Source organism: Macellibacteroides fermentans (assembly GCF_013409575.1).
Lineage (GTDB): Bacteria > Bacteroidota > Bacteroidia > Bacteroidales > Tannerellaceae > Macellibacteroides > Macellibacteroides fermentans.
Window position 1 is genome coordinate 705,237 of sequence record NZ_JACCCY010000001.1, and the last position, 26,371, is coordinate 731,607.

Sequence of the window (26,371 nt, forward strand, 5' to 3'; positions counted from 1 at the left end):
GCACCTTTAAACAAATTCATATAACAAAAAACACCATGTTTATCCAACTTGCTTTCGTTTTAACAGCTATAATACTAGGTGCAAGGCTCGGAGGTATCGGTCTTGGAATTCTGGGAGGACTCGGATTAGCGGTTCTTACTTTCGGATTCGGACTTGCCCCCACCTCACCCCCTATCGATGTGATGCTTATGATTGTTGCCGTTATTGCGGCGGCAGGTTGCATGCAGGCTGCCGGAGGACTTGATCTGATGGTAAAGCTTGCCGAAAAACTACTTCGGAAAAATCCTGCACAGATAACGATATTAAGTCCTATCGTAACCTATCTTTTTACATTCATTGCCGGCACCGGCCATGTGGCCTACTCGGTTTTGCCAGTGATCGCAGAAGTAGCGACTGAAACAAAAATACGTCCTGAACGTCCTCTCGGTATAGCAGTTATTGCATCACAACAGGCAATTACTGCAAGTCCGATATCTGCAGCCACCGTTGCCCTGCTAAGTATGTTATCTGGTTTTGATATTTCCTTATTTGACATACTGAAGATAACGGTGCCATGTACATTGGCTGGAATTCTTATTGGCGCTTTTTTTTCACTTCGCGTTGGGAAAGAGTTAATGGATGATCCTGAATTCAAAAGAAGAGTAAGTTTAGGCGAATTTGACGAGCGCAAACTTGAGTTGACTGATGTAAAAAACAGAACAAAAGCGGCTATCTCTGTTGGCATCTTTATTTTCTCAACCCTTTGTATCGTCCTTTTCGGATCATTTGAAAGTCTGCGACCCACATTCACCACCAATGGAGAAAGCATAACCCTGGGAATGAGTGCTATTATCGAAATCTGTATGCTATCTGCCGCCGCTCTAATTCTTCTGACTACTAAAACCGATGGGATTAAAGCAGCCCAAGGATCTGTTTTTATGGCTGGTATGCAAGCTGTAGTAGCTATTTTCGGTATTGCCTGGATGGGAGATACCTTTATTGCAGGAAATATGGCTGAATTAAGAGGTGCGATTGAGGGTGTTGTTACTCAAATGCCTTGGTTGTTCGGTTTTGCTTTGTTTATAATGTCCATCTTGCTTTACAGTCAGGCCGCAACCATCAGAGCCCTGCTTCCATTAGGTATAGCTTTGGGAATTTCGCCCTATATGCTTATTGCCTTATTTCCTGCAGTAAACGGATATTTCTTTGTACCCAATTACCCAACTGTTGTCGCAGCTATTAATTTTGATCGTACAGGTACCACACGTATTGGCAAATACGTACTAAACCACTCATTTATGATGCCGGGACTAATTGCCACAGGTGTGGCTGTTGGATTGGGATTACTGATGATTCAGCTATTTAATTAACGGGCTGTAATGTGAAAACAACCTTGCTTACGCTCGTGTTTAACATAACAACGATCCGCCTTTTGCAAATCCCTTAAAACCATAGCTAAAACCATTTTAAGATCTTCTTTCGGTATTGAGAGCATATCTGTTTCGTCTATTTTGACAAAACGGTTCCACGAAACATCGAAAGTAGTTCCGTATTGGTGAGCCGAATTTAGCGAAGAGTTTAAATTCCTTTTTCTAAGCTTTTTAATATCATCAACTGTACGAGTAATACTGGTTACCTTTATTTTATAAATTGAGGCATTATGATTAGTCAGTGAGTCCTGAAAATTACGTCCTATTTCCTCCAGAAGTTCGGCTGCCTCCGGGACAAGAAAAGGAATTGAGTGTGTGAGCTCTTCCACTTCGTAATAATCGTTGGTGGTTATTTCTTCCATTTTGCGTGAAGCATGTTCAGCTTCTTCTCTGGAAGAAACCGGCTCTATTCCTATTTTTAATGCAGAAGAAAGATGAAGATCGTTTAAATCATTAAAATCCCGGTTATAGCTTCCTTTAAACCAAATGCGTTTTAATTCGCCGCGTTTTTCGTTGCATGAATAGAAGATAGTTGTAAAAGAGATTGTTAAAAGCAATAGCAGAAGCTTATTATTTATTTTCATACTTATTATTTATATTACAGAAAAGGAGCTTGTTAAATGAAAAAGTTTTTGGCCTTCGGACAATTAACGCTCGTTTCATTTTTTAGTTTTTCAATGCAAATATAATAAAAACTAAAATTAATAAAAGGACCATAATATAAAAAGCAAATAAAAAGCGCGGATACAACAACTGATTGAGATTATTATTACTTTTGTAATTCCAAAAAACAGAAGATTAGAATAAACACTGAATGATTGAACGCATATATATTCTTGAGAGTGTAGATCCGGTCATTTTTTACGGAGTAAACAACTCAAACATGCAGCTGATTAAAACGCTGTTCCCCAAATTACGCATAGTTGCACGCGGAAATGTTATGAAAGTAATCGGAGACGAAGACGAATCCGAACTCTTCCTCAAGAAGATACGCGAAGTGGAAAAATACTGTGAAGAATATAATTCGTTGACTGAAGATATTATTCTTGATATCATTAAGGGCAATACACCTCCGGTCGTAAAGCAGGAGAACCTGATTATTCATGGGATGAATGGAAAGGCCATTGTTGCCCGCACCCCCAATCAACAACTTCTGGTGGAGGCTTTTCAAGAAAACGATCTTGTTTTCGCAACCGGACCTGCAGGCTCCGGCAAAACCTTCGTTGCAATTGCTCTTGCAGTCAAGGCTCTAAAAAACAAAGAGGTAAAAAAGATTATATTAAGCAGACCGGCTGTTGAGGCTGGAGAAAAGCTTGGATTCCTTCCCGGCGAGATGAAAGATAAATTGGATCCATATCTGCAACCTTTATATGATGCGCTTCAGGAAATGATTCCGGGAGCCAAGTTAAAGGAATATATGGAAAACAATATTATTCAGATTGCTCCTTTGGCATACATGCGCGGACGCACGCTCAATGATGCTGTAATTATTCTGGATGAAGCTCAAAACACAACAACTCACCAGATAAAAATGTTTCTTACAAGGCTAGGCATAAATGCCAAGATGATAGTTACCGGAGATATTACGCAGATTGACCTGCCTCCTACTGCTACATCTGGTCTTATACAAGCTATGAAAATCTTGAAAGGTGTTTCAGGTATTGGCAAAATTGAATTTAATAAAAAAGATATAGTAAGGCATAAACTCGTAAAACGGATTGTGGAGGCTTACGAAAAACACGATGCGAAACGAGCTGCCGAACGTGAAGAAAAAAGGCAATTTATAAACGAAGATTCTCAAAATAAATAAGGTTATGAAGAAGGCGTTAGTTAGAACAGATTTCAATTTCCCAGGACAGAAGAGTGTATATCATGGTAAAGTTCGTGATGTGTATAACATCAATGACGATTTGCTGGTAATGGTGGCAACCGACCGTATCTCGGCATTTGATGTGGTTTTACCGGAAGGTATTCCTTACAAAGGACAAGTCTTAAACCAGATTGCTTCCAAATTTCTGGATGCCACACAAGACATTGTTCCGAACTGGAAACAGGCAACACCAGATCCAATGGTAACCGTAGGCCTCATGTGTGAAGGATTCCGTGTAGAAATGGTGATACGTGGATACCTTACAGGTAGTGCATGGAGAGAATATAAGGCTGGCGCCCGTACGTTGTGTGGTGTAGCTTTACCAGAAGGCATGAAAGAAAATCAAAAATTCCCAACTCCGATTATTACTCCAACAACGAAAGCGGATGAAGGACATGATGAGAATATTTCGAGAGAAGAAATTATAGAACAAGGTCTTGTATCGAAAGAAGATTATGAGATGCTTGAAAAGTACACAATGGCTTTGTTCTTGCGTGGAACTGAAATGGCAGCAGAAAAAGGCCTTATCCTAGTTGACACAAAATATGAGTTTGGTAAAAAAGACGGTAAGATCTATCTGATTGACGAAATCCACACTCCGGACTCATCACGCTATTTTTATGCAGAAGGTTACGAAGAACGTTTCGAAAAAGGTGAAGAACAAAAGCAACTTTCAAAAGAATTTGTACGTCAGTGGTTAATCGCAAACGGCTTCCAAGGTAAAACCGGCCAGCAAGTTCCTTTGATGACTCCAGAATATTGCGATAGTGTATCGGAGCGTTATATTGAACTTTATGAAAATATTGTTGGCGAAAAATTTCAGAAAGCGGATACTGATAATCTGGTAAGCCGTATTGAAAAGAATGTTATGTCATATCTTCAGTCGAAATAATGGAATACGGTCCAGAAAAAATATTACCGTATAACAACGACGAACAAAAAAGTACACAGGTCCGGCGAATGTTTGATTCAATCGCCGGCACCTATGACTTGCTTAACCATGCATTGTCATTTGGTATCGATAAAGGTTGGCGAAAAAAAGGGATTAGTTTTCTAAAACCATATGCCCCGTCGGAAGTTCTGGATATAGCTACCGGAACAGGAGATCTGGCTATTTCGATTTATAAAATGTTAGCTCCAAACAAAATTATCGGAGCCGATATTTCGGAAGGGATGATGGATGTAGGAAGAAAGAAAGTAGCTGATTTAGGATTGTCGTCCACTATCCTTTTTGAACAACAGGATTGTTTGAATCTCTCCTATGAAGAAAATTCGTTCGATGCAATTACTGCTGCATTTGGTGTTCGTAATTTTGAAAATATTGAAAAAGGCATTTCGGAAATGTACAGAGTTCTTCGTCCCGGAGGTCATGTTATGATATTGGAGCTTTCAACTCCTGCGCATTTTCCCATGAAACAACTTTACAAAATTTACTCAAACACAGTTATTCCATTTATAGGTCGTTTTCTTTCAAAAGAAAAAACAGCTTATCACTATCTGCCTGCATCAATAAAAGTCGTTCCTCAAGGTAAGGAGATGACAGCCATTCTGACTAAATGTGGTTTTAAAGAGGCTAAATTCTGTACATTTACGTTTGGAATTTGTTCTATGTATACAGGAATCAAATAATATCATTATATCTCTTATGCAAAAATACGGTTTAATAGGCTACCCACTCAGCCATTCATTTTCTAAAGCTTACTTTAATCAAAAGTTTGAAATTGAAAAGATTGATGCTGAATATGTTAACTTTGAGATTCCAAATATCAAAGAATTTAAAAATGTTATAAAGGAAAACCCTGATTTGTGCGGTCTAAACGTTACTTTACCCTATAAAACGCAAATAATACCACTATTGGATGACATCGACGAAGATGCCAGACTAATTGGTGCTGTTAATGTGATAAAATTCAGTAAAGGTTTTTTTGGCAAAACCAAACTAAAGGGATACAATTCGGATATTATAGGATTCAAGAAGTCGATTGAGCCTTTATTGAATGACACCCATCGTAAAGCTTTGATCTTAGGAACCGGGGGTGCTTCGAAAGCCGTTTTCCAGGGGTTAAAACAAATGGGGGTCGGAGCCACATTCGTATCCAGGAAACCTCAGGATTTCTGTATTACCTATAACGAGATAACTCCCAAAACCATGGAAAAATACACCGTAATTATCAATACGACTCCTGTTGGAATGTTTCCGAACATAAATGAATGTCCTGATATTCCTTACGATTTAGTAACTCCCAATCATTTGCTTTACGATTTACTATACAATCCCGACGAAACTCTTTTTATGAAAAAAGGTAAAGAACAGGGAGCTGTAGTAAAAAACGGTTTAGAGATGTTACTTGTTCAGGCCTTTGCTGCCTGGGAAATATGGCAAAAATAAATTAAACTACTCGCTTCGGGTCAACACAAATTCTTGTGTTACAAAAAAATGAATTTTAAATGATTCATTTTTTTTTGTGCGCCTTTCTGTTGCTAAAAACACTCCTTCATTCGAATATTGGAACGGATGAATTTGAAGATGTTCCTTAAAATCCACATCCGATTGCCCTATCATCTTGAAAAGAGTTTCTTTAGCGCTCCAATAAACAAGTAAATGTTCTGTTTCATAATGCGCATCAATTTGAGAGTCTTCGGAAGCCGACATAAAACGGGTACGGATCTTTTTAACCCGATCTGACATATATTCAATATCTATACCTGCAGCAGGGTTATCAGACAAAATCACTGCAGCAAACCCTTTTGTATGAGAGATACTAATCCTTTTGGATAAGCCAACCAAGAACGGAGCTCCGGCATCGGTATAGGAAATATCAGGTTCAAATCCAAGTAATCGTTTAACAAGAACTCTTGAGGCCAACCATTCGCGCTTTCTAGCTTCAGTCATCGTATCTGTAACAAATGAATAATAGGGTTGCTTATTTTCCAATAACTTCAACAACTCATCTGAAGACTCTTCAATCTTCCATATTCCCCAAAGAGGCAAGCTATGTTCTACAAGCAACGGCATTTTTTATTCATTTAAATTTTTGAACGAAAAGCTATTCTATTCCGTCAACAGGGTATATTTCACTTTTAAAATTCGACGATTATCAGCCTCTAATACCTGAAAACGGTATTGTTTATAGTCGATAATCTCTCTTCGCTCCGGCAGGTCACCTTTTATTTCGAGAAGTAATCCGGCTAAGGTTTCAACTTCTTCGGTAAGAGAACCAAATTCATCCTCATTTACATTCACCACCCTGAAAAAATCAGACAGTTGAATTTTAGCCTCAAAAATATAACTGCCGTCCGATAACAATGAATACTGTTTTTCTTCCTCATCATATTCGTCAGATATATCACCGACAATCTCTTCAAGAATATCTTCCATTGTTACCAAACCGGAAGTTCCCCCAAACTCATCAACAACAATGGCCATGTGAATTTTATTGGTACGGAACTCCTCCAGTAAATCATCTATTTTTTTTGTTTCAGGCACAAAATAAGCGGGGCGAATAAGGCTTTGCCAACGAAAAGCAGCTGGTTTATCCAGGTAAGGCAAAAGATCTTTTATGTATAGAATTCCCCTTATATTATCTTCTGTTCCAGAAAAAACCGGAATGCGGGAATAGCCGGTTTTAATAATTGAATCTATTACAAAACGAAAATCCGCTTTAATCTCTATGTCCTCCATATCAAGCCTTGAGGTCATAATCTCTTTGGCAGTTTTGCTATAAAACTTTATTATATCGGCAAGCATCTCTTTTTCTTCTGGTATTTCACTCGAAGTTAACTCCAATGCCATAGATAAATCATCAACAGAAAGCTCGTTTCTCTTCTTTGCCAACATCTTATTAATCATATCTGTTGAAGATACAAGTATTTTAGCAACAGGCCTGATTACTTTTACTGCAGCACTCAATGCCGGAGCAGATTTTCTTACAAACCGTAACGAATTCTTTGATGCGTATATTCGAGGTATAATTTCGCCGAAAAGCAGGAGTAAAAAAGTAATTACTGCGATCTGAACGACTATCGACCCTCCAGAAATATATGGCAAAGCAAAAATAGAATTCAGTCCATATGCACAAAGCATTACAACAGTTACGTTTACAAGGTTGTTCAGGACTAAAATCGTCGCTAACAAATAGGCCGGATTCTTAAGAAAATGTTGGATCGTATTATCTGATGAATGCTCTCCTTTGCGTATTGTATTTAAGTCATCCTGTTCCAAAGAAAAAAAAGCAATCTCCGAAGCAGATATAAAAGCAGATATAAACAAAAGAAATAATGCCAATACTAAAGCTACAACAGGCCCTGTAGCAAGGGTATGCATACCTATTTCATTAAAAAATTCCGATAAAAAATAATCAGAGTCCAAGTGGATATATTTTAGTTAAACAATAAAGGCAGTTTCAAAAGTTTACAATGTTTTAAAACTGCCTTACAAAAATACGATATTATTAGAATGGTAAATCATCCTCACTATTATTTCCTTCCAGAGAAGGATTCTGTTGAGCCATTGGTTGCGAATATGCAGTTGATGGTTGATTCTGCATTGGCTGCTGAGCAGTTGTAGCTGCCGGTTGAGTACCACTTTCGGCAGGACGACCCGAGCTGAAAAACTCTACTCTGTCCGCATGAATCTCTGTCAGATATCGTTTTATTCCATTTTGATCATCATAAGTACGGGTACGTATCTTCCCTTCAACATAAACCATTGACCCCTTCTTCACCCACTTTTCAACAAACTGGACCTGATCTCTACGAACCACAATATTATGCCACTCTGTACGCTCCGGTACAACCGTTCCGTTTGACAAAGTGTATCCTCTTTCTGATGTAGCCATCGGAAAATTGGCAACTGCACTACCGCTATCAAAATATCTTACATCCGGATCCTTACCAACGTTTCCGATTAATATTACTTTATTCAAAGACATAAGCTTCTATTTATTAATTAGTACACAAAGAAAATAATTTTTGCTCAATTTGCAAAGCTTTCAGCCAGTTTATCAAAATAAATATGAGTCAATCTTGAAATTGCATAATTATCCAATTCTGATGAATTTATTTCGATAAACTTATCCAATGCAGAATCTTTGTTTGAGATTCGGACTTTATAAAAATTGGCATAAATAACCTGATGCGATAATACATGTTTTTTTTCATTTAACACTAACATAATATCAAGAGGCGTTTGAAAACCAAATATGGCTTTAAAGTCCGGTAGACTGCTTAATTCAGTAAAATTGACAGATTGTCCGGTTTCAATCAAGGGAAACTCATATAAACCTTTCCATATGTCACTTTTATCACGTCTGCTTAAGAATGTCCGATCGTTCCATTCAATATGAAAATAGTTGAAGTAACGATTTCTACTTTTCGTTTTATGTTGTTTAACGGGATAATCCAGTACATTTCCTCCAGCAAAGGCAAGACATTTATGCTGAAATGGGCACGACGTACAGGATGGAGCCTGAGGGGTACAAACCAATGCACCAAAATCCATCACCGCCTGGTTGTGCATCGACGCGTTAGATGGATTAATCAACATATTTGCCAATTCATAGAATTCTTTCTTTCCCTTGCCGGTATCAATTGGAGTATCTAAAGCAAATAGCCTTGAGAAAACCCTGTAAACATTTCCATCAACAACCGGATATGGCATATTCCATGCAAAAGAGGCAATAGCAGCTGCGGTATACTCTCCAATACCTTTGAGGGACAAGATTGTCTCATAGGATGAGGGGAAAATCCCGCCACAGTGTAACATAATATATTGGGCACTGGCATGCAAATTACGTGCTCTGCTGTAATAACCGAGTCCTTGCCAATACTTCAGAACCTCTTCTTCGGAAGCTGCAGCTAAAGCATCAACAGTTGGAAAACGGTCAATAAACCTATAATAGTAATCTAATCCCTGAACAACCCGGGTCTGCTGGAGAATAATTTCTGAGATCCAGATTTTATATGGATCCGTTGTTTGTCGCCAGGGCAAATCTCTTTGGTTTTCTTTATACCAATCTACAAGCATCGTGCTTATTTCTATATCTTTATCAGTTTGTTTCATACAATAAATTCAATATGTAAACCCTTCCAATTTATCAATGGGCAACGCAAACTTACAGATATAAAATGGATTGCGATAAATCTTTTTTCTAAAAAATAGAGATACAATGCTTTTTAGGTTCAATAAAAAGCTATATATTTGCATTCCAAAAAATTAATAGGTCAAAACATTTAATTAATTTATAGACATGACTAAAGCGGATATTGTTAGCGAGATTTCTAAAAATACCGGTATTGACAAAGCAACGGTATTAGCAAGCGTTGAATCTTTTATGGATATCGTAAAGAATTCTCTATCACAAGGAGACAATGTATACTTAAGAGGATTTGGAAGTTTCGTAATCAAGAAAAGAGCTCAAAAAACAGCTCGTAATATTTCCAAAAACACGACAATCATTATTCCGGAACATAATATTCCGTCGTTTAAACCAGCAAAAACATTCCTGAACGAAGTTAAGTAAAAAAATAATTATTATACGTTTAATTAAAATTTAAAAGCGATGCCAAGCGGAAAGAAAAGAAAGAGACATAAGATGTCTACGCACAAGCGCAAAAAGAGACTGAAAAAGAATAGACATAAGAAAAAATAAGTCTAGGTAAAGTAACTCTAAAGAACAAACTTAATTGTGACCTTTTAAGTTTGTTCTTTGCGTATTTAAGAAGGTCTAATTAAAAAAAATCCTCTTTATTGTGATTAGTGAATTAGTAGTAGATGTACAGCCAAAAGAGGTATCAATAGCCATACTGGAGGATAAGAATCTGGTTGAGCTTCAGAAAGAAGCCAGAAACTTATCGTATGCAGTAGGTGATATCTATCTGGGAAAAGTAAAGAAGCTTATGCCCGGGCTGAATGCTGCATTCATTGATGTAGGGTATAAAAAGGATGCATTTCTTCACTATCTGGACTTAGGTCCAAATTTTAACACCCAACAAAAATTTCTTAAGCAAGCTTTAAGCGACCAAAAGAAATTACCTGTCTTTTCAAAAATACAGATTCTTCCGGAGATTGAAAAAGAAGGAAGTATCAGTGATGTGTTGAAAGTTGGACAGGAGGTGTTAGTTCAAATTGCAAAAGAACCGATATCAACAAAAGGGCCACGTCTTACATCCGAACTGTCTTTTGCAGGAAGATATATAGTACTGATCCCATTTTCTGATAAGGTTTCCGTTTCACAAAAAATAAAATCAAGCGAAGAAAGAGCTCGTTTACGTCAGCTTATCCAAAGCATTAAGCCTAAAAACTTTAGTGTAATTGTTCGTACTTCTTCGGAAGGAAAACGCGTAGCCGAACTTGATCATGAGTTAAAGACATTATTGAAACGATGGGAAGATAATATTGTAAAAGTACCTAAAGCTAAAGCTCCTTCTATTGTTTACGAAGAAACAGGAAGAACAGTAGCGCTACTTCGTGATATATTCAATCCATCATTTCAACACATTTATGTAAATGATACGGACTTTTATAATAGTGTAAAAGATTATGTTAGTTTAATTGCTCCGGGAAGATCTGATATCGTACAGTTATATACGGGCGAGCTTCCCATTTTTGATAATTTTGCAATAACCAAACAGATCAAATCGCTATTTGGACGTACTGTTACATATAAAAGTGGAGCGTACCTTATTATTGAGCATACCGAAGCGATGCACGTTATTGACGTAAATAGCGGCAACCGATCCAAGGGAAGCGATGCACAGGAAAAAACAGCTATTGATGTTAATATTTCTGCCGCAGATGAAATAGCCCGCCAACTTCGCCTCCGCGATATGGGCGGAATCATTGTAATCGACTTCATAGACATGACAGAATCTGCCAACAGGCAAAAACTGTTCGAACATATGAACAAGGCAATGTCTAGCGATCGTGCAAAACACAATATACTGCCCTTAAGTAAATTCGGTCTTATGCAAATAACCCGTCAGCGGGTCCGTCCGGCTATGGACGTTGAAACAACAGAGTCGTGTCCAACGTGTTTTGGAACAGGCACAGTAAAACCTTCCATTTTATTTACGGAAAGTCTGGAAGGAAAAATAGATTGTTTGGTAAACAAACACAATGTGAAGAAATTTGTTCTGCACGTACATCCCTATGTTGCAGCATTTATTAACAAGGGAATATTCCCTTTAAGTTGGAGGTGGAAAATGAAGTACACCTATGGTCTTAAAGTCATTCCAAATCAAAGCCTCGCTTTTATGGAATACAAATTTATCGATCCGGATAAAAACGAATTGGATATGCTAGAAGAAAAAGAGATCAAATAACGATAAGACCCTCTGTGGAAGTTGCCACAGAGGGTCTTTCTTTTAATAATAAGCAGAAAGCAAAGCTGACTAAATGACATAAGTTCTGACAGATTCTTATTAGGTTTTGTAAAAGTTTAGATTTTGGCATAGCATTTGTTATTGAATAGTTGTTCCATCCTCCTACAAGATGGTGGATAGATAAAGAATAAACAATTAATAATAAAATAAGAATCATGGGAAAGATTATTGGTATTGACTTAGGAACAACCAACTCATGTGTTGCCGTTCTTGAAGGTAACGAACCGGTTGTTATTACTAACAGCGAAGGTAAAAGAACTACACCTTCAATTGTTGCATTTGTAGAAGGTGGCGAACGTAAGGTGGGTGATCCAGCAAAACGTCAGGCCATTACAAACTCTGAAAAGACAATATTCTCAATTAAGCGTTTCATGGGAGAAACGTTTGATCAGGTACAGAAAGAAATCTCACGCGTTTCATATAAAGTTGTACGTGGCGATAACAACACTCCCCGTGTTGATATAGACGGTCGTCTGTATACTCCACAGGAGATTTCGGCTATGGTACTTCAAAAAATGAAGAAAACTGCCGAAGATTACCTTGGACAAGAGGTAACAGATGCCGTTATTACAGTTCCTGCCTACTTCAGCGAGTCTCAACGTCAGGCTACTAAAGAAGCAGGAGAGATTGCAGGACTTAATGTTCGTCGTATCGTAAACGAACCAACTGCAGCATCTTTGGCATATGGTCTGGATAAGACATCTAAGGATATGAAAATTGCAGTGTTTGACCTTGGTGGAGGAACATTTGATATTTCCATTCTGGAACTTGGAGACGGTGTATTTGAAGTAAAATCAACCAATGGTGATACACACCTTGGAGGAGATGATTTCGACCATGTTATTATCGATTGGCTGGCTCAGGAATTTATTAATGAAGAGGGCATCGATCTTCGTAAAGACCCAATGGCTTTACAAAGATTGAAAGAAGCTGCCGAAAAAGCTAAAATCGAGCTTTCAAGCACAACCAGCACCGAAATTAATTTGCCTTACATTATGCCGGTAAACGGTGTGCCAAAACACTTGGTAAAAACATTGAGCCGTGCTAAATTTGAACAATTGGCAGATAAACTGATCCAGGCATGTGTTGAACCTTGTCGTAAAGCATTAAGTGATGCCAATTTATCAACTTCAGATATTGATGAGGTAATTTTGGTAGGTGGTTCAACCCGTATTCCTGCTATCCAGTCTATTGTTGAGAAGTTCTTTGGCAAAGCTCCGTCAAAAGGAGTTAATCCGGATGAAGTAGTCGCTGTTGGTGCTGCAATTCAAGGAGGTGTTCTTTCCGGAGAAGTGAAAGATATTCTTTTGCTTGATGTTACTCCTCTTTCTTTAGGTATCGAAACAATGGGTGGTGTTATGACGAAATTAATTGAGGCAAACACTACGATTCCAACAAAGAAATCGGAAACATTTACAACAGCAGTAGACAATCAGCCTTCGGTTGAAATCCATGTTCTTCAAGGAGAACGCTCGTTAGCGAAAGATAATAAATCTATCGGTAGATTCAATCTGGACGGTATTCCATCTGCTCAACGTGGTGTTCCGCAGATTGAAGTAACATTTGACATCGACGCAAACGGTATTTTGAATGTTTCGGCTAAAGACAAAGCTACAGGCAAGGCGCAGAGTATCCGCATCGAAGCGTCAAGTGGCCTGAACGATGACGAAATCAAACGTATGAAAGATGAAGCCGCTGCAAATGCAGAAGCTGATAAGAAAGAAAAAGAACGTATCGACAAACTGAATCATGCAGACAGTTTGATTTTCAATACTGAGAAGCAGCTGAAAGAGTTTGGAGATAAGCTTCCGGCCGATAAGAAAGGTCCGATCGAAGCAGCTCTTGCTAAATTGAAAGAGGCCCACAAAGCTCAGGACTTAGCTGCAATTGATTCTGCCACAACAGAATTAAACAATGTATTCCAGGCTGCCAGTCAAGAGATGTACAATGCTCAGAATGCACAGCAAGGCGGTGCACAACCGGGACCTGACTTCAATCAGCAAGCCGGCGGAAGCCAAAGCAACAAACAAGACGGAGGTGTAACTGATGTCGACTTTGAAGAAGTGAAGTAATCAGATATTACAATAAAAAAAGGCGCTCTAATATGTTAGAGCGCCTTTTTTATTTTCTTCCGGATGGTTAATCTTTCAGGGAAGTATCGTAAAAGTGTCTGCATCTTTCCATGCAGGGAATTTTGTACGCAGTTCTGTAACTTCATCCATCGACAGGGTTACAGTGCGGGTAACCTCTTCCCGTTTACCGGCATCGGCTATTTTTTTGCCTTTGGGTGAGATAATAAGGGAGTCGCCCCGATAAGTAAAACCTTTTCCATCTATACCAACGCGGTTTACACCGCAAACATAAGCCATATTTTCGATGGCTCTTGCCTGCAACAATAGCTTCCAGACCTTCTTACGGGCTTCGGGCCAGTTAGCACAATATACAAGCAAATCATACTCATTATTCACATTACGGCTCCATACCGGGAAACGTAAATCATAGCAAACCAGAAGACAGATATTCCATCCCTTATAAGAAACAATCAATCGCTTGTTACCTGGTGTAAAATGGAGATCCTCCTGTCCCATTTGAAACAGATGTCTTTTATCGTAAAAACTGGCTTCACCCTCGGGGGTAATAAAAAAGGCGCGGTTATAAAACTTTCCGTTTTCCTTAGCTATAAAACTTCCTGCAATTGCCATCTGATAGTTGGATGCCCACTTTTTCACCGTGACAACAGTAACACCATCTGCATCATCAGCCAATTCTTCCACGTTCATAGAGAAACCCGTAGTAAAGGTCTCCGGTAAAACAGCTAAATCTGTTTTGCCGCTAATACGGCGCAGCAACTCTCCATAGTACCCAAGGTTTTCGTTCAAATCTTCCCAAATAATATGGGTTTGAATCATACTTACTCGTAAATTTTCTGCCATATCGGTAATAATTAATTTAAGGTTAACAAGCTAACGTATCTTTTATTCAACGAAATTCTCAGCATTTTTGCCTTGAACACCTTTATAATAAGAACGTATGGTTTCAATATCTTTTTCAAAATCACCTGTAGGATAAAAAATAGCTTTCACCCCAGCCTCTTTCTTCCCATAGTCAAGATAAGCTAATACAATGGGAACATTTGCTTTCAGAGCTATAAAATAAAATCCCTTTTTCCATTCTGTAACCTTTTTACGGGTTCCTTCGGGCGTTATTCCCAAATGAAAAGAATCCCGTTTTGCAAACTCCTCCACCATTTGGTCTGTTACCGATGTTCGCTTGTCGCGGTCGACCGGCACACCGCCCAACCAACTGAAAAACAAATTAAAAGGAAAAAAAAACCAATCTTTTTTAATCAGGAAGCCTGCGTCACGGTCAAGAGCCGAATAAAACAGCTTACCTACTATAAAATCCCAATTACTGGTATGAGGAGCTACGCACACTACGCATTTGGGAACATCCTCACCAACCGGTCCCAGCTTCCAACCCGCTAAATTAAGCAGAAATTTACTTAGTAAGACTCTCATTTACTTTTTTGCTCAGTTCTGCAATTTCTGTACCGATACTATTAATTTCCGCCTGCAAATCTGCGATCAGCTTTGAATAATACTCCTTAACCCGTTTTTTATTCTCTTTGGCATCCGGACGATTTGCTCTTTTTGCAAATTCATCCTGCATATCGAGGATCCTAGTCATCAACACCTCTGCCTTATCCTGGTCTGTAGCAGGGATAAACAACTTGCATATCAACACTTCTGTAAATAAATCACCGGCTATATAACCAATGTTTTTCTTTAATAATCTTTTACTTGCCATATCTGGAAAACTTTTAAATGATAAAAATCAATTATTCAATGACAAAGCTACAAAAACCTTGTTAATAATAATTCAATATGAAGAGAAAATCTCAAAATACATTATCTTTGCGTTTACAATATAACAGATTACAAAAAATCTTACATGAGTACACCTACAACTACGCCAACCTATTTATTTGAAAGCAGCTGGGAAGTCTGCAACAAAGTTGGCGGAATATATACCGTTTTATCCACTAAAGCATTTAGCCTCAAAAAAATCTTCGACGACAAAGCCATATTTATCGGTCCCGATATATGGGAACAAGAACCGGCTGTCGATTTCATTGAAGATAAGAACCTTTTTGCCGAATGGAAAGAATATGCCCTGACGAACGAGCAACTCAAAGTCAGAATCGGAAGATGGAATGTCCCGGGCAATCCTCCTGTAATTTTAGTAGACTTCAAGCCATTTTTTGGCGATAAAGATTCTCTGTTTTTCTCCATGTGGGAATCGTTCAACGTAAATTCATTGAATGCCTACGGAGACTACGACGAATCCTGCATATTTGCCTATGCCGTAGGAAAAGTTATAGAGAGCTTCTACTCCTACTACAAACTTGAGAATCAAAGCGTGGTAGCCCATTTCAATGAATGGATGTTAGGTATGGGTGCGCTGTATCTGCAAAAACAGATACCCGAGATAGCAACCATCTTCACAACTCATGCTACTTCGATTGGCAGGTCGATTGCCGGCAACAACAAAGCACTTTATGCTTACATGGACGGCTATAATGGCGATCAGATGGCTTACGAGCTGAATATGGAGGCAAAACATTCCTTAGAAAAACAAACAGCACTTCACGTTGACTGTTTTACCACCGTAAGCGACATTACGGCGGTTGAATGTAAGAAGTTGCTTGATAAAGAACCGGATGTAGTTACACCAAACGGGTTCGAACTGAACTTTGTTCCGGAAGGAGATCAATACAGTGCTAAAAGAAAACAAGCAAGGGCACAACTAATCCGAATCGCCGAAAAACTTATTGGATCTGAAGTGTCGGAAAATGCGATATTGGTTTCCACCAGCGGCAGGTATGAATACAGAAACAAAGGGCTGGATATATTTATCGATGCAATGGGCCATATCCGTACATCGGGCGAATTACAGCGCGAAATAATTGCCTTTATTATGGTTCCCGGACATGTTTACGATGCACGAGCCGACTTGAAAGAGATCTTGAAACAGGATTATGAAACCAAGAATCCTCTGCAGGCTCCCTTTGTTACACACTGGCTTTATGACATGGAGCACGACAAAATTATCAGTCATATTCGTCAGGCCGGATTTACAAATAATTCGTCGGATAAAATTAAGATTATTTTCGTACCCTGTTATCTTTCGGGAAGCGATGGTATCTTTAATACTCCATATTATGATTTATTAATCGGCATGGACGCAACCGTATACCCCTCTTACTACGAACCTTGGGGATACACACCGATGGAAAGTATTGCATTTGGCATTCCGACCATCACGACTAACCTCGCCGGATTTGGTCTGTGGGCTAAGCATTTTGTATCCGGCAATTCACTTTCCGAAGGAGTGATGGTACTGGAACGTACCGACTTCAATTATTTTGAAGTAACAGACTCTATAGCCGAGGCTATTCTTGAGCTATCACGTAAAAATAAGAGCGAAAGAACCGAAATCCATAAACATTGTTTTGCCCTTTCAAGAGAGGCAACATGGAGCAAGTTTATACTGCATTACCAGGAATCTTTTCATAAAGCACTGGTTAACAAGGATAAAAGAATTGCTAAAAGTATGGTAAGTATTTAACTTAGAATCTTATCTTTGTAGCTGGTTTATATAAGGTAATGAATATAAAATCAATTTCTCGAAACAATTAAAAATTCTCAATAATGAAAATCAAAGCAAACAATGCAAACTCTCCTGTATGGAAAGATGTACACGCACATTCTGTGCTTCCTGCGAAGCTAGAACCTCTTCGTGAGATTGCATACAATCTTTGGTGGGTTTGGAACTCAGACGCTACAAAACTTTTCAACAAAATAGACAGCGACCTTTGGAAAAAAACTGAAGGAAATCCTGTACTCTTGTTACAAACGATATCCTACAACAGGATGGAAGAAATTATGGCCGACAAGGAGTTTATGGATGAAATGAACAAGGTTTATGCCAAGTTTCAGTCATACATGGAAGAAAAGCCAAAACTCACCAAGCCCTCTGTAGCCTATTTCAGCATGGAGTATGGACTTGCAAATGTGCTTAAGATTTACTCGGGAGGACTGGGTGTTTTGGCTGGCGACTATCTGAAGGAGGCAAGCGACAGCAATATTGACATGGCTGCGGTGGGCTTTCTGTATCGTTACGGATATTTCAACCAATCCCTTTCCATGGACGGTCAGCAGATCGCTAATTACGAACCTCAGGATTTCAGCACCTTGCCAATCACGTTGATTACAGACGAACACAACAAACCTGTAATCCTTGAAATACCCTATCCCGGCAGAATTGTCTATTCTCAAATCTGGCAAGTCAAAGTAGGTCGTGTTCCTTTATATCTTATGGATACAGACATCCAGGAAAACAGCGAATGGGACCGCTCCATTACCCACCAGCTATATGGCGGCGACTGGGAAAACCGCATGAAACAGGAATATCTTCTGGGTATAGGCGGTATAATGATGTTGAATAAACTGGGAATTAAAAAGCAGATATATCATTGCAACGAAGGCCATGCTGCTCTGATTAATGCTCAACGCCTGGTAGATTACATCCAACAGGAAAACCTATCTTTCAATCAAGCTCTGGAAGTGGTGAGAGCCTCTTCGCTATACACGGTACACACTCCGGTTCCTGCAGGACACGATTATTTCGAGGAAGACCTTTTTGGACGATATATGGGAGAATTTCCGGCTAAATTAGGCATCAGCTGGCAGGAATTCATTGATATGGGACGGGAAAACCCCGGAACTCATGAGAAATTCTCTATGAGTGTATTTGCCCTCAATACCTGTCAGGAGGCCAACGGTGTTAGCTGGCTTCATGGTAAAGTGTCGCAAAAGATGTTTGCTCCGATCTGGAAAGGATACTTCCCGGACGAATTACATGTTAGTTGGGTAACCAATGGCGTTCACATGCCAACATGGGCAACTTCGGAATGGAAGCAATTCTACGCAAAGAACTTTGACAAGAATTTCTTTAATGACCAGTCTAATAAGGAAATCTGGAGTGCAATACAACAAGTTCCCGACGAAGAGATATGGAACATCCGTAAAACGATGAAGAATAAGCTGATCGACTATATACGTGTTCAGTTCAAAGAAAATTGGCTTAAAAATCAGGGAGATCCATCACAGGTTGTAAGTATTTTGGATAAAATCAATCCAAATGCCTTACTGATCGGATTCGGCAGACGATTTGCCACTTACAAACGTGCCCATCTGTTATTTACAGATCTTGACAGGCTCTCTAAGATTTTAAACAACGAGAAGTGCCCTATCCAGTTTATTTATACAGGAAAAGCACATCCGGCAGACGGTGGCGGACAGGGATTAATCAAACATATTGTTGAAATTTCCCGTCGTCCTGAATTCCTGGGCAAAATTATATTTCTTGAAAACTACGACATGCGCTTAGCCCGTCGTTTAATTTCGGGAGTAGACGTTTGGTTAAATACACCTACCAGACCATTGGAAGCATCGGGCACATCCGGCGAAAAAGCCGAAATGAACGGAGTATTGAACTTCTCTGTTTTAGATGGCTGGTGGTACGAAGGATACAGGGAAGGTGCCGGTTGGGCGCTTACCGACAAACGGACATACGAGAATCAGCAATACCAGGATCAGCTGGATGCAACAACTATCTATTCCATTCTTGAAAATGAGATTATCCCCACCTATTTTGCAAAAAACAGTAAAGGATATTCACCTGAATGGATACAATACATTAAGAATTCGATCGCTCAAATCGCTCCAGACTACACAATGAAACGTATGTTGGACGATTATATTGAAAGATTCTATAACAAACTGGCAACACGGTCTCAAAACCTGCACGATAACAACTATGCGAAAGCAAAAGAAATTGCGGCATGGAAAGAAGAGGTTGATGCACATTGGGATAGCTTTGTGGTTGAATCGATAAATTACAGCAAAGACCTTCAGACGAGCGGACCTGTATTAGGAAAAGAATTAAAGTTTAACATTGTAATTGATAGAAAAGAACTTCAGGGAATGCTGGGAGTTGAACTAGTCGTTGCAAAAGAGAAGACAGAGACCAAAGAACTTTCTTTATTGAAAACACATCCGTTTAAACTGATGAAGGAAGAAGGGTCCAAACTTTATTTCGATCTTAATATTGTACCAAGTATTTCGGGGTCTGTTAAATTGGCTCTCAGAGTATTCCCTGTAAACAAAGACCTGCCTCACCGTATGGATTTTGCATACTTGAAATGGATTCAGATTTAATATACCAATTACATACAAAAAAGAGGGTGTGTCAAAATGAGGGCACTGAAAAAGTAGCTTTCCCTCTTTTTAACAAAAACAGAACGGTATAAATCTGACCTAAAGTTGGATTTATGCCGTTTTATTTTGTATCTTAGAGTCATAAAAGAAGAATGACTATGCTCGCACAACAAGACCGTCTGGCTTTCAGTAACCACTTAGATCTTTACGATCTGATTATTCCTCAGGATAATCTTCTTCGTCGGATCAACATGCTGATTGACTTTACATTTGTTTACAAAGAATTAGTGTCCAAGTATAGTTTGGAAAATGGGCGCACAGCGGAAAGTCCAGTTCGTATGTTCAAATATCTTTTATTAAAAACCGTCTACGACCTTTCTGATGTTGACGTAGTGGAACGTTCCCGGTATGATATGTCTTTCAAATACTTTTTGGGTATGGTTCCAGAGGATGATGTAATAGATCCCAGTTCGCTATGTAAATTTCGTAAACTCCGGCTTAAGGACATGGATCTCTTGAATCTACTTATCGAAAAAACGGTTATCTTAGCCATTGAGAAGGGTATTATAAAATCAGCCTCCATCATAGTGGATGCCACGCATACAGGTTCCCGTTCCAATCCCCATTCCCCAATAGAAGTATTAAAGTTGCGTTCTAAACAGTTACGTAAATCCCTTTATGAAACAGATGAAACAATCAAAAACTCATTGCCAGCAAAGAATGAAGATGATATGTTGGAACACGAACTCACCTACACACAATCATTGATTGACAGTCTGAAAGACAAGGTTACTCTGGTGTGCTTGCCTAAAGTAAAAGAAAAACTGAACCTGCTTAAAGAGACCTTGGAAGATATAGCCGATCATTATACCGTTTCTCAAGACCAGGATGCCCGTATCGGTCACAAATCAGAAGACAGCTCTTTCTTTGGATATAAAACCCATATTGCCATGAGTGAAGAGCGTATTATAACGGCAGCAGTGATAACTTCCGGAGAAAAGGGCGATGGTCTTCAGCTTCCAGCATTAGTGGAACAAAGCCGTGCTAACGGGATGAATATAGAAACAGTTATAGGTGATGCGGCTTATTCAGGGAAAGATAATCTGGAAAAAGCCAAAGACGAGCATTTTGAGCTGGTCTCTAAGTTGAATCCCTCTATTAGTCAGGGATGCCGCAGAGAAGAGGACAAATTTGATTATAATAAAGATGCAGGGATGTTTGTATGCCCCGCAGGACATATGGCAATACGCAGAGCTAAACATGGTAAAAAGAATGGTGCCTGGAATCAAGCTTATGCTTATTATTTTGATATAGAAAAATGCAAAGTCTGTGCAAGAAGAGAAGGTTGTTATAAGCCTGGCGCAAAATCAAAAACCTATTCCGTACCAATAAAGACGGATGAGCAGAAAGCCCAAATAGATTTCCAGCAGACCGAACGATTTAAAGAGAAAGCCAAAGAGCGTTATAAGATAGAAGCGAAAAACGCAGAACTCAAACAAGTATACGGATATGACAGGGCACAGTCATATGGATTGTCATGTATGCAGATGCAGGGGGCAATGGCTATCTTCGCCGCAAATCTGAAAAGAATATTGAAATTACTCTAAGAGGAGTCAGTTATGCCTCCGATCGTTGAGAAAATGAGGTGTTGAAGGCTCTATTCACTATAAAAAGCTATTTCATCAAAAAGGTTGCAAGAAAACGGATTGTCCACCCGAATCTTGCAACCTTGATTTTTTAGACCTAATAAAAAAGGATATTCGTAAAAAAGCTACTTTTTCAGTGCCCTCGTCAAAATAGGCACACCCTCTTTTTATGCACAAAGGTCGAACTTTCCCAAGCTCGGCCTTTGCTATTTCCTAGAGTTTTTGTAACTTTAGGTTTTCAAAATTCATATGACAAAGTTACATTTTCGCCCGTATATATCCAACCAAACGCTTCTTTTTCCGAGCCGGATTGATGAAGATATTGCTGAAGATGACCCTGTGCGGGTTGTCAATGCCCTGGTTGATAATCTTGATCTTGATAAGATTAAGGCTCTTTATAAAGAATATGGTCGTAGTCCCTATCATCCGCAGATGATGCTCAAGGTGATTATCTACGCCTACATGAACAACGTTTATTCCTGTCGCAAGATTGAGAAGCTGCTTCTTCGCGACATCCATTATATCTGGCTTGCCGGGTATGAGAAACCAGACTTTATTACGATCAACCGTTTTCGTAATCGGGTAAAGCATGAGATTAACCAGATTTTCACCCAACTAGTGCTTCTTCTTGCCGGTAAAGGCTATGTGAGTCTGGATGTGGAATACATTGATGGGACAAAGATTGAATCCAAAGCCAACAAATATACCTTCGTCTGGCGCAAAAGCGTGGAGAAGAACCGGGACAAACTTCTCGATAAAATAAGAATCCTACTTGAACAGATTGATGAAACGATCGCCCAGGATAAAGCAGCAGAGAATCAATCCGTGGCGTTTACTCCGGCAGCCATCTCCGATCTTGCCCGGGAGTTGAAGGAGGCGCTGGCAGAGCAACCCGCAGCCAGGACCAGGGAAGAGAAAAAAGCCCGTCGGGCAAGGGAGAAAGAGATAAAAGAGTTAGAGAAGCACGGCGATAAGCTTGCCGAATATGACCAGCATCTGCAAACACTCGGGGATCGTAACTCTTATTCCAAAAGTGATCCTTCAGCCACCTTTATGCGGATGAAAGAGGATGCGATGAACAACGGCCAGACCAAACCCGGCTACAACTTACAAATCGGGACAGAGAACCAATTCATCACCGACTTTTCCCTGTTCCCCAACCCTACAGACACATTAACCCTTATACCTTTCCTTAGCTCGTTTTCCGGACGTTACAACCGGCTTCCCGGCAAAGCCGTTGCCGACTCCGGTTATGGATCGGAGGAGAATTATCGTTTTATGGAAGAACATGATATAGAGTCTTTTGTAAAATACAACTGGTTCCACAAAGAGCAGAAGCGTTCGTTTAAGAATAATCCTTTTCTGGTGGATAATTTATATTATAATGCCAAAGATGATTACTATGTTTGCCCCATGGGGCAGCATATGACCTTTGTGGGTAAGACTCATGGAAGGACAGCTAGCGGATATATTACCGAATCACATCGCTACAGGGCAGCAAGATGCGAAGGATGCCCTCTTCGGACCGGATGCTTCAAAGCCAAGGGGAATCGCTCCATCGAAGTTAACCGCAGACTCGTGGAATATAAACGCAAAGCCCGTGAGAAGCTGATCTCGGATGAGGGACTTGAACACCGATCCAAACGACCTATAGAACCAGAAGCCGTTTTCGGACAAATGAAATACAATATGGCATACCGTCGATTCCGTCACTTCGGACTCGACAAAGTCACCATGGACTTTGCCTTCTTTGCCATAGCCTTCAACATAAAAAAGATGTGTGCAAAAGCAGCTAAAGGGATATCAAAGGGCTTTTATAACAGGAAAATTACTCTGAAAACAGCGTTTTATGAGGTGATAAGCGATCAAAATCGAATCGAAAGAAAAATCAATCCAAAATGGGCGGCTTGAAGCTTTTTTGAAAAACGAAACAAAAAAGAAAGAGGATGTGTCAATTACTTTGTTTTGACACACCCTCTTTTTTATTTATACTGATTCGCCATCAGAATGCATACGAAATACCAAACGACGGATTAAAAGCCTTTACATCGTAATGACCACCAAATGCTTTTACCTGATCGTTAGAAACATACGGATAAGAACCATCACGACCGAATCCTGTAACGTAGGTAAATGCAAGATCTACAGAAAGTCTTTCAAGCGGACGGAAGCTCAATCCTGTACTTAATCCCATTTTATTCATACTGGGGGTTTCGGGATTTAAAAATTCTCCGGGAACCGGCGATTCATCCAGGTATGCACCCAGACGTAAATCCAGACGCTCTGTAGCAGCAAACTGACCTCCTAAACGATAGATACGCGTATTTTCGTAATTTTTAGGTGCATTGATGCTGTATCCATCAAGCACCTCCTGCGAAAACTGTACATTTAATGCTTTGTAAGCACTCCAGCCCACAAACTGAACTTCACCAGACAACAACAATCTGTCGGTTGCCTTATAGCTAACAGCCACGTTCAGATTGGAAGGTAATGGCAGTTCGGCAGTAAATGTTCCTTTATCCAGTGGAGGAATTACAATGGGATTCTTCTTATAAGCGATTAACAGCGGGTTAACCGTTGCAATCAGCTGTTTCAATTCGGTTTCATTGGCATAATTCATCTCAGCATGACCTTCGGGAACCCTCATAGTTACTTTTGAGCGATAAGATACACCTACAGTGATTTTGTCGGTTATGTCATACATTGCACCGACATTGAAACCAATCTTAACACCTGCATCACCCGATAATGTTGCAGAAGCAGCATCGATATCTTTAAAATTGTCCAGCGTTTGTCCCAATGAAGGTACAGCTGCAGCAAACGGACGAAGGCTTTCCAGATCTCCTGCAGGAATCAAGGCTCTGCTTAATGAGAAATTACCATACATAAACATCAGTCCGGCACCCAGACTCAACTTATCGAACGGGCGATAAGAAATGGTAGGCTGTATAGAAAATGACTTCAATGTAATATCCTGAACCAATCTTGATCCGGCCCAATTCAACCCCCAGTCGATCGAACTGCCGTAAGGAGTATTCACACTCACACCAGCAGCCAGGTTATCGTAAATCTTAAAACCTGCATATAAGTATAAAGGTGTTCCAATCGGGTTATCCGAATTGTGTTTGTATCCATCCTTGGAGTATTCCAAATCGGTAAAAACAGCACTAGCTCCTGCAGATAAGCTAATATTCTCTTTCATAAAACTCAATCCTGCAGGATTGAAGTGCATGCTTTCTGCACCAAGTTTCAAGGCAGCCCCTACATGAGCCATACCTGCCTGTTTTGTACTTTGCAAATTTACCTGGTACCCTTCGGCTGAAGCATGAAAGCCCATTGTTAACAATAAGCCTGCCACTACGATAATTTTCTTCATATTCGCTATTTAAATTTTACCTGATCTATTTGAACTTTAGAGTCAAACAGGCGCAAAGATATATACTTTTTTAATACATTACACATTTTGAGACAAAATGTGCAGCACAACAATGCAGTTTTTGTGCATAAAAACAGATCTGAATTACATAATAAAAGTCTATTTAAATAAAAAGAGAGGATTGAATATCAACTCAATCCTCTCTTTTTATATATCAAATCTACCAGAAGTGTTTATGCAAACAGATCTAAAGTAAGTTGCTGCTTTTCGGCCTCCAGCTTCTTTAGATGCTTTTTTCCTTGCGGGGTGATGATTTCCATTTTATCAAAACGGGTCTTGATAACGGTCACAACAGAATAGCTAACATTTACAATCTCGCCTATTTCATTCAGTTTACGGTCTATTTCCAATACGCAATCGATGCACATTCCGCTTGTAAAGGCAATTTTGTCTTCAACCATATCTCGTTTAAAATCTTCATCACGCATATAGAAATCTATAATTTCGCCCCCTTTGTTATAAATTCCCTTCCAACGCAACTTGCTATCCTTCATCAAGACAGGAGAAACGATTTCGATGGTAGCCTTTTGATCTTTCATCTGAGGCAATTCATCCGTACGTAGAATAAAGTAATTGAAATGCTCCCTTTTTACCTCCATCAATCCGGAACGGCTCTTGTTATTTTCGTTCAATTCCCTCACCGTAAACTTCCGGACTTTGGGATAGCCCTTCATCGCTTCGTAGAAATTAGATTTACATTTACATACACGCGGATGAAGGTTCAAATCTTCAATCAATTCGCGTGAAATAGCAACTCCCGGTGTGCGTAATTTAAGATCCTTTCGCAAAGAGGCCAACTCGCGTTGCATGCGAGCCTCATCTTCTTCGGAACGGTCGATTGTAAGCTGACCATTGGCCGCTACAAACGGATGAGTAAACAATTGCATCATAATACTGAGCACTACAGATATTGAACGGGCATTCTCCCCGGCAACACCCCATACCTCCTTATAACCGTCGCCAGACGCAGGTTCACAATAAACCGTAAGTCTTACCTCAAGCAAATCCGCCAACGTACGGATTAATGTCAACACCTCCTTTTCACACCGATGCCTAACCAAAGCATCCATGTAATACGATTTATCACTGAAATAATAATGCAGTTCCAGTTTGTTCGCAAACTTTATAATCGAGCTATCCATTCCTATATGTTTTACGATTCAAAAGTAATCATAACATTTAAATCTATAAAAGAAATCATGGAAGAATCAGTATTTTTTTTGAGTCGTACGTTATTGTGTCTATTTGAAGGCAAAATATCACTGTTTTCTATTGTCCAAATTTAATAATATTCGTAATTTTGCTGCCGAATTGATTTATTAACAATGGAAACCGGAGTCGGTTTC

The 26,371-nt window shown here is 39.4% G+C and carries 22 protein-coding genes; 12 read left to right on the forward strand and 10 right to left on the reverse strand.

The window, feature by feature from the left end; translation table 11 throughout:
• Positions 1–35 precede the first annotated feature (35 nt).
• Positions 36–1,349, forward strand: coding sequence for an anaerobic C4-dicarboxylate transporter family protein (locus tag F5613_RS02960; RefSeq protein WP_079683528.1), 1,314 nt, complete (start codon positions 36–38; stop codon positions 1,347–1,349).
• On the opposite strand, the gene F5613_RS02965 is transcribed toward F5613_RS02960, so the two are convergent.
• A complete protein-coding gene (locus F5613_RS02965; protein WP_179398630.1) occupies positions 1,346–1,993 on the reverse strand; it encodes a DUF5715 family protein in 648 nt (215 codons plus the stop codon). The two genes, F5613_RS02960 and F5613_RS02965, sit on opposite strands and share 4 nt — an antisense overlap.
• 230 nt (positions 1,994–2,223) lie before the next feature.
• On the opposite strand from F5613_RS02965, the gene F5613_RS02970 reads away from it, so the two are divergent.
• From F5613_RS02970 to F5613_RS02985, 4 genes are read left to right on the forward strand one after another with little or no spacing between them, the layout of a single operon-like run.
• Positions 2,224–3,219: a PhoH family protein gene (locus F5613_RS02970; protein WP_079683527.1), complete on the forward strand. Its 996-nt coding sequence runs from the start codon at positions 2,224–2,226 to the stop codon at positions 3,217–3,219.
• Positions 3,220–3,223: 4 nt separating this feature from the next.
• A complete protein-coding gene (locus F5613_RS02975; protein WP_079683526.1) occupies positions 3,224–4,171 on the forward strand; it encodes a phosphoribosylaminoimidazolesuccinocarboxamide synthase in 948 nt (315 codons plus the stop codon).
• On the forward strand, positions 4,171–4,908 hold the full coding sequence (gene ubiE, locus F5613_RS02980; protein WP_079683525.1) for a bifunctional demethylmenaquinone methyltransferase/2-methoxy-6-polyprenyl-1,4-benzoquinol methylase UbiE: 738 nt from the start codon (positions 4,171–4,173) through the stop codon (positions 4,906–4,908). Before F5613_RS02975 ends, ubiE begins: the two co-directional genes overlap by 1 nt.
• A gap of 16 nt (positions 4,909–4,924) precedes the next feature.
• A complete protein-coding gene (locus F5613_RS02985) occupies positions 4,925–5,668 on the forward strand; it encodes a shikimate dehydrogenase family protein (protein WP_179398631.1) in 744 nt (247 codons plus the stop codon).
• A 6-nt stretch (positions 5,669–5,674) separates the two neighbouring features.
• On the opposite strand, the gene F5613_RS02990 is transcribed toward F5613_RS02985, so the two are convergent.
• The 4 genes from F5613_RS02990 to mutY all read right to left on the reverse strand — a co-directional run bounded on the left by F5613_RS02990 (position 5,675) and on the right by mutY (position 9,340).
• On the reverse strand, positions 5,675–6,295 hold the full coding sequence (locus F5613_RS02990) for a 4'-phosphopantetheinyl transferase family protein (protein WP_179398632.1): 621 nt from the start codon (positions 6,293–6,295) through the stop codon (positions 5,675–5,677).
• A 36-nt stretch (positions 6,296–6,331) separates the two neighbouring features.
• On the reverse strand, positions 6,332–7,648 hold the full coding sequence (gene gldE, locus F5613_RS02995; RefSeq protein ID WP_179398633.1) for a gliding motility-associated protein GldE: 1,317 nt from the start codon (positions 7,646–7,648) through the stop codon (positions 6,332–6,334).
• An 82-nt stretch (positions 7,649–7,730) separates the two neighbouring features.
• Positions 7,731–8,210 (reverse strand): single-stranded DNA-binding protein, encoded by a 480-nt coding sequence (locus F5613_RS03000; protein WP_079683521.1) that lies wholly within the window; start codon positions 8,208–8,210, stop codon positions 7,731–7,733.
• Positions 8,211–8,254: 44 nt separating this feature from the next.
• On the reverse strand, positions 8,255–9,340 hold the full coding sequence (gene mutY / locus F5613_RS03005) for an A/G-specific adenine glycosylase (RefSeq protein ID WP_179398634.1): 1,086 nt from the start codon (positions 9,338–9,340) through the stop codon (positions 8,255–8,257).
• Positions 9,341–9,527: 187 nt separating this feature from the next.
• On the opposite strand from mutY, the gene F5613_RS03010 reads away from it, so the two are divergent.
• The 3 genes from F5613_RS03010 (at position 9,528) to dnaK (ending at position 13,733) form a co-directional block, all read left to right on the forward strand.
• A complete protein-coding gene (locus F5613_RS03010; RefSeq protein WP_068180855.1) occupies positions 9,528–9,800 on the forward strand; it encodes an HU family DNA-binding protein in 273 nt (90 codons plus the stop codon).
• 229 nt (positions 9,801–10,029) lie between these two features.
• Positions 10,030–11,601, forward strand: coding sequence for an Rne/Rng family ribonuclease (locus F5613_RS03015; protein WP_079683519.1), 1,572 nt, complete (start codon positions 10,030–10,032; stop codon positions 11,599–11,601).
• Between the two features lie 215 nt (positions 11,602–11,816).
• Positions 11,817–13,733 carry a molecular chaperone DnaK gene (gene dnaK, locus F5613_RS03020; RefSeq protein ID WP_179398635.1) on the forward strand — a complete coding sequence of 639 codons (1,917 nt, stop codon included), beginning with the start codon at positions 11,817–11,819 and terminating at the stop codon, positions 13,731–13,733.
• A 75-nt stretch (positions 13,734–13,808) separates the two neighbouring features.
• Here dnaK and F5613_RS03025 read toward each other — a convergent pair whose 3' ends face one another.
• From F5613_RS03025 to F5613_RS03035, 3 genes are read right to left on the reverse strand one after another with little or no spacing between them, the layout of a single operon-like run.
• Positions 13,809–14,594, reverse strand: coding sequence for an amidohydrolase (locus F5613_RS03025; RefSeq protein WP_179398636.1), 786 nt, complete (start codon positions 14,592–14,594; stop codon positions 13,809–13,811).
• 42 nt (positions 14,595–14,636) lie between these two features.
• Positions 14,637–15,179: a 1-acyl-sn-glycerol-3-phosphate acyltransferase gene (locus F5613_RS03030; RefSeq protein ID WP_179398637.1), complete on the reverse strand. Its 543-nt coding sequence runs from the start codon at positions 15,177–15,179 to the stop codon at positions 14,637–14,639.
• Positions 15,160–15,468: a hypothetical protein gene (locus F5613_RS03035; RefSeq protein WP_179398638.1), complete on the reverse strand. Its 309-nt coding sequence runs from the start codon at positions 15,466–15,468 to the stop codon at positions 15,160–15,162. The genes F5613_RS03030 and F5613_RS03035 overlap by 20 nt, the downstream gene beginning before the upstream one ends.
• A gap of 144 nt (positions 15,469–15,612) precedes the next feature.
• On the opposite strand from F5613_RS03035, the gene F5613_RS03040 reads away from it, so the two are divergent.
• From F5613_RS03040 to F5613_RS03055, 4 genes are all read left to right on the forward strand, one after another.
• Positions 15,613–17,289 (forward strand): glycosyltransferase, encoded by a 1,677-nt coding sequence (locus tag F5613_RS03040; protein WP_179398639.1) that lies wholly within the window; start codon positions 15,613–15,615, stop codon positions 17,287–17,289.
• 83 nt (positions 17,290–17,372) lie between these two features.
• Positions 17,373–19,943, forward strand: coding sequence for an alpha-glucan family phosphorylase (gene glgP / locus F5613_RS03045; protein WP_179398640.1), 2,571 nt, complete (start codon positions 17,373–17,375; stop codon positions 19,941–19,943).
• A gap of 158 nt (positions 19,944–20,101) precedes the next feature.
• The gene (locus tag F5613_RS03050; protein ID WP_179398641.1) at positions 20,102–21,550 is read left to right on the forward strand and encodes an IS1182 family transposase; all 1,449 of its coding nucleotides are present in this window, start codon (positions 20,102–20,104) and stop codon (positions 21,548–21,550) included.
• A 288-nt stretch (positions 21,551–21,838) separates the two neighbouring features.
• The gene (locus tag F5613_RS03055; RefSeq protein WP_246303324.1) at positions 21,839–23,500 is read left to right on the forward strand and encodes an IS1182 family transposase; all 1,662 of its coding nucleotides are present in this window, start codon (positions 21,839–21,841) and stop codon (positions 23,498–23,500) included.
• A gap of 91 nt (positions 23,501–23,591) precedes the next feature.
• Here the strand turns inward: F5613_RS03055 and F5613_RS03060 are convergent, their stop codons facing one another.
• Both F5613_RS03060 and F5613_RS03065 read right to left on the reverse strand, forming a co-directional pair.
• Positions 23,592–24,965 (reverse strand): OmpP1/FadL family transporter, encoded by a 1,374-nt coding sequence (locus tag F5613_RS03060; protein ID WP_179398642.1) that lies wholly within the window; start codon positions 24,963–24,965, stop codon positions 23,592–23,594.
• A gap of 233 nt (positions 24,966–25,198) precedes the next feature.
• The gene (locus tag F5613_RS03065; protein WP_079683511.1) at positions 25,199–26,167 is read right to left on the reverse strand and encodes a hypothetical protein; all 969 of its coding nucleotides are present in this window, start codon (positions 26,165–26,167) and stop codon (positions 25,199–25,201) included.
• Between the last annotated feature and the right edge of the window lie 204 nt (positions 26,168–26,371).

Excerpts from the sequence above, each read along its gene's own strand:
- F5613_RS03040 (WP_179398639.1), top strand. The coding sequence starts at position 15,613 with ATGAGTACACCTACAACTACGCCAACCTATTTATTTGAAAGCAGCTGG.
- glgP (WP_179398640.1), top strand. The coding sequence starts at position 17,373 with ATGAAAATCAAAGCAAACAATGCAAACTCTCCTGTATGGAAAGATGTA.
- F5613_RS03010 (WP_068180855.1), top strand. The coding sequence starts at position 9,528 with ATGACTAAAGCGGATATTGTTAGCGAGATTTCTAAAAATACCGGTATT.
- F5613_RS02985 (WP_179398631.1), top strand. The coding sequence starts at position 4,925 with ATGCAAAAATACGGTTTAATAGGCTACCCACTCAGCCATTCATTTTCT.
- F5613_RS02965 (WP_179398630.1), bottom strand. The coding sequence starts at position 1,993 with ATGAAAATAAATAATAAGCTTCTGCTATTGCTTTTAACAATCTCTTTT.
- F5613_RS02990 (WP_179398632.1), bottom strand. The coding sequence starts at position 6,295 with ATGCCGTTGCTTGTAGAACATAGCTTGCCTCTTTGGGGAATATGGAAG.
- F5613_RS02970 (WP_079683527.1), top strand. The coding sequence starts at position 2,224 with ATGATTGAACGCATATATATTCTTGAGAGTGTAGATCCGGTCATTTTT.
- F5613_RS02960 (WP_079683528.1), top strand. The coding sequence starts at position 36 with ATGTTTATCCAACTTGCTTTCGTTTTAACAGCTATAATACTAGGTGCA.
- F5613_RS03060 (WP_179398642.1), bottom strand. The coding sequence starts at position 24,965 with ATGAAGAAAATTATCGTAGTGGCAGGCTTATTGTTAACAATGGGCTTT.
- ubiE (WP_079683525.1), top strand. The coding sequence starts at position 4,171 with ATGGAATACGGTCCAGAAAAAATATTACCGTATAACAACGACGAACAA.
- F5613_RS03055 (WP_246303324.1), top strand. The coding sequence starts at position 21,839 with ATGACAAAGTTACATTTTCGCCCGTATATATCCAACCAAACGCTTCTT.
- F5613_RS03030 (WP_179398637.1), bottom strand. The coding sequence starts at position 15,179 with ATGAGAGTCTTACTAAGTAAATTTCTGCTTAATTTAGCGGGTTGGAAG.
- F5613_RS03065 (WP_079683511.1), bottom strand. The coding sequence starts at position 26,167 with ATGGATAGCTCGATTATAAAGTTTGCGAACAAACTGGAACTGCATTAT.
- F5613_RS02975 (WP_079683526.1), top strand. The coding sequence starts at position 3,224 with ATGAAGAAGGCGTTAGTTAGAACAGATTTCAATTTCCCAGGACAGAAG.
- F5613_RS03000 (WP_079683521.1), bottom strand. The coding sequence starts at position 8,210 with ATGTCTTTGAATAAAGTAATATTAATCGGAAACGTTGGTAAGGATCCG.
- dnaK (WP_179398635.1), top strand. The coding sequence starts at position 11,817 with ATGGGAAAGATTATTGGTATTGACTTAGGAACAACCAACTCATGTGTT.
- F5613_RS03035 (WP_179398638.1), bottom strand. The coding sequence starts at position 15,468 with ATGGCAAGTAAAAGATTATTAAAGAAAAACATTGGTTATATAGCCGGT.
- F5613_RS03025 (WP_179398636.1), bottom strand. The coding sequence starts at position 14,594 with ATGGCAGAAAATTTACGAGTAAGTATGATTCAAACCCATATTATTTGG.
- F5613_RS03050 (WP_179398641.1), top strand. The coding sequence starts at position 20,102 with ATGCTCGCACAACAAGACCGTCTGGCTTTCAGTAACCACTTAGATCTT.
- mutY (WP_179398634.1), bottom strand. The coding sequence starts at position 9,340 with ATGAAACAAACTGATAAAGATATAGAAATAAGCACGATGCTTGTAGAT.